General features: G+C 75.3%; 2 protein-coding genes. Both read left to right on the top strand.

Annotated features, from left to right (window positions below):
* The first annotated feature begins 21 nt into the window (after positions 1 to 21).
* Complete coding sequence (locus tag GUY61_RS37385) at positions 22 to 753, top strand: response regulator transcription factor (RefSeq protein ID WP_166634735.1); 732 nt, start codon at positions 22 to 24, stop codon at positions 751 to 753.
* Positions 750 to 2,267 carry a HAMP domain-containing sensor histidine kinase gene (locus GUY61_RS37380; protein WP_166634734.1) on the top strand — a complete coding sequence of 506 codons (1,518 nt, stop codon included), beginning with the start codon at positions 750 to 752 and terminating at the stop codon, positions 2,265 to 2,267. Before GUY61_RS37385 ends, GUY61_RS37380 begins: the two co-directional genes overlap by 4 nt.
* Positions 2,268 to 2,563: the final 296 nt, after the last annotated feature.

Genomic DNA, 2,563 nt, shown 5'->3' with positions numbered 1-2,563 from the left:
GACACACCCCCATCGTGCAGCATCAGTTCAGCACGCGTATCGGCGAGCCCGCGAGGAACGCCCGTCCGGATCCTCGTCGTGGACGACGAGCCGGACCTCGCCGAAGTCGTCTCCGGCGCGCTGCGGTACGAGGGCTGGCAGGTGCGCACCGCGGGTGACGGCCGTACGGCCCTCGACGAGGCCCGCGACTTCCGGCCCGACGCGGTCGTGCTCGACATCCGGCTGCCCGACGTCGACGGGCTGACCGTGCTGCGCGGCCTGCGCGCCGTCCAGCCCGACGTGTGCGTCCTCTTCCTCACCGCCCGCGACGCGGTCGAGGACCGCATCGCGGGCATCACGGCGGGCGGCGACGACTACGTCACCAAGCCCTTCAACCTCGAAGAGGTCCTGGCCCGGCTGCGCGGGCTGCTGCGGCGCGCGGGCATGAGCCGGGAACGCGCCGACGACTCGCTGATCGTCGTCGGCGACCTGGTCATGGACGAGGAGGCGCGCGAGGTCAGCCGCGGCGGCGAGGCGATCGACCTGTCGCCGACCGAGTTCGAACTGCTGCGCTTCCTGATGCGCAACCCGCGCCGCGTGCTGAGCAAGACCCGGATCCTGGACCGGGTCTGGTCGTACGACTTCGGCGGGCAGGCGCACGTCGTCGAGCTGTACATCTCGTACCTGCGCAAGAAGATCGACGCCGGGCGGGAGCCGATGATCCACACCGTACGGGGCGCGGGATACGTGCTGAAGCCGGTGAAGGCGCCGTGATCCCGGCCCTGCGCCGCGCGACCGCGCGGCTGCGTCCGCACACCCTGCGCGCCCGGCTCACCCTCGGCCTCGTGGTGCTGCTCGCGGTCAGCTGCGCGGCCGTCGGCGTGGCGGCGGTCCTCACCCTGCGCACCTTCCTCGTCGACCGGCTCGACCAGCAGCTCGGCGAGACCGGCGGGCGCTTCCCCGCCAGTCTGGAACACTCCGGCAAGCCGCGGCCCGATGGTGAGACGGACGGCGGGGAGCCCGACGGCGACGAACACGTCGACACCCGCCGCCAGACACCGGGCACGTTCGGCGCCCGGCTGGTGGACGGCACGGTCACCGACGCGGCGGTGGTGCCCGCGGGCTCCGACACCACGGCCGACACCACCGTCGAACTCAGCGCCCACGACAAGAAAGTGCTGGCCGCCCTGCCGGCCGACGGGCGGCCCCGCGACATCGACCTGTCCGCACTCGACGACTACCGGGTCCGCGCCATCGAGGGCCTCGACGGCGACGTCCTGGTCACCGGCCTGCCACTGTGCGAGGTCGAGGAAGCGGTGCACCATCTCGAGGTGGTGGCCGCGACCGTCTTCGGCGGCGCGCTGATCACCACGGGAGTGGCGGGCGCCCTGTGGGTGCGCTGGTCGCTGCGTCCGCTGCGCCGCGTGGCCGCGACCGCCACGGCGGTCACCCGGCTGCCGCTGGACAGCGGGGAGGTGGCGCTGCCCGCCCGGGTCCCCGACACCGACCCGCGCAGTGAGGTCGGCCAGGTCGGCAGCGCGCTCAACCACATGCTCGGTCACGTCGAGAGCGCCCTGTCGACCCGCCACGTCAGCGAGGAGCGGCTGCGCCGCTTCGCCGCCGACGCCAGCCACGAGCTGCGTACCCCGGTCGCCGCCGTCCGCGGCCACGCCCAGCTCGCGCTGCGCCACCCCGGGCCCGTACCGCCCGAGGTGGAACGGGCCCTGCGCCGGATCGCCGCGGAGTCCGGCCGGATGGGCGAGATGGTCGACGACCTGCTGCTGCTGGCGCGGCTCGACGCGGGGCGGCCACTGGAGCGCGAGGACGTCGACCTGACGCGGCTGGTCCTCGACGGGGTCGCCGACGCGCGGGCCGCGGGCCCCGGCCACCGCTGGACACTCGACCTGCCGGAGGAGCCGGTCGTCGTCACCGGGGACGCCCACCGGCTCCAGCAGGTCGTCGGCAACCTGCTGGCCAACGCCCGTCTCCACACCCCCGCGGGCACCAGGGTCGCCGTCGGCCTGACGCGCGAGGCCGGCTCCGCCGTCCTGACGGTCACCGACGACGGCCCGGGCATCCCCGAGGCCGTCCTCGCCACCGTCTTCGAGCGCTTCACCCGCGGCGACCACCCCCGGCAGCCCGGCGGCCCCGCGCCCGCGGGAGGCGGCGCGGGGCTGGGCCTGTCCATCGTCTCCGCCGTCGTCACCGCCCACGCCGGCACCGTGGAGGTCACCAGCCACCCGGGCCGGACCCGCTTCACGGTCCGCCTCCCCGCCCCGGGCTCATAGCCGTACGGAGCGGTACGGCGCACCTTACCCGCGCGGGCCGTTGCCGCCCGGCAGGGCCGAACCGGCGTCCACGTCAGCCGGGCCGGACCGCCCTCCGACCGGCCCACCCGCCCAACCCCGCACGCATCCGGGGCAGCCACCGAACCGGACACCGACCGACCGGGCCGGTGCCGCCCGCGCGGGCCGTTGCCGCAGACACCGAGCCGGGGCCGGAACGCCCGCTGGAGCCGTCGTCATGCGCGAAGCCATCACTCACCCGGCGGCCGGGCGTGAAGGCCGGAGCCACACCCCGTGGC

Source organism: Streptomyces sp. GC420, from assembly GCF_009916105.1.
GTDB lineage: Bacteria > Actinomycetota > Actinomycetes > Streptomycetales > Streptomycetaceae > Streptomyces.
This window is presented reverse-complemented; position numbering and strand designations above follow the sequence as displayed.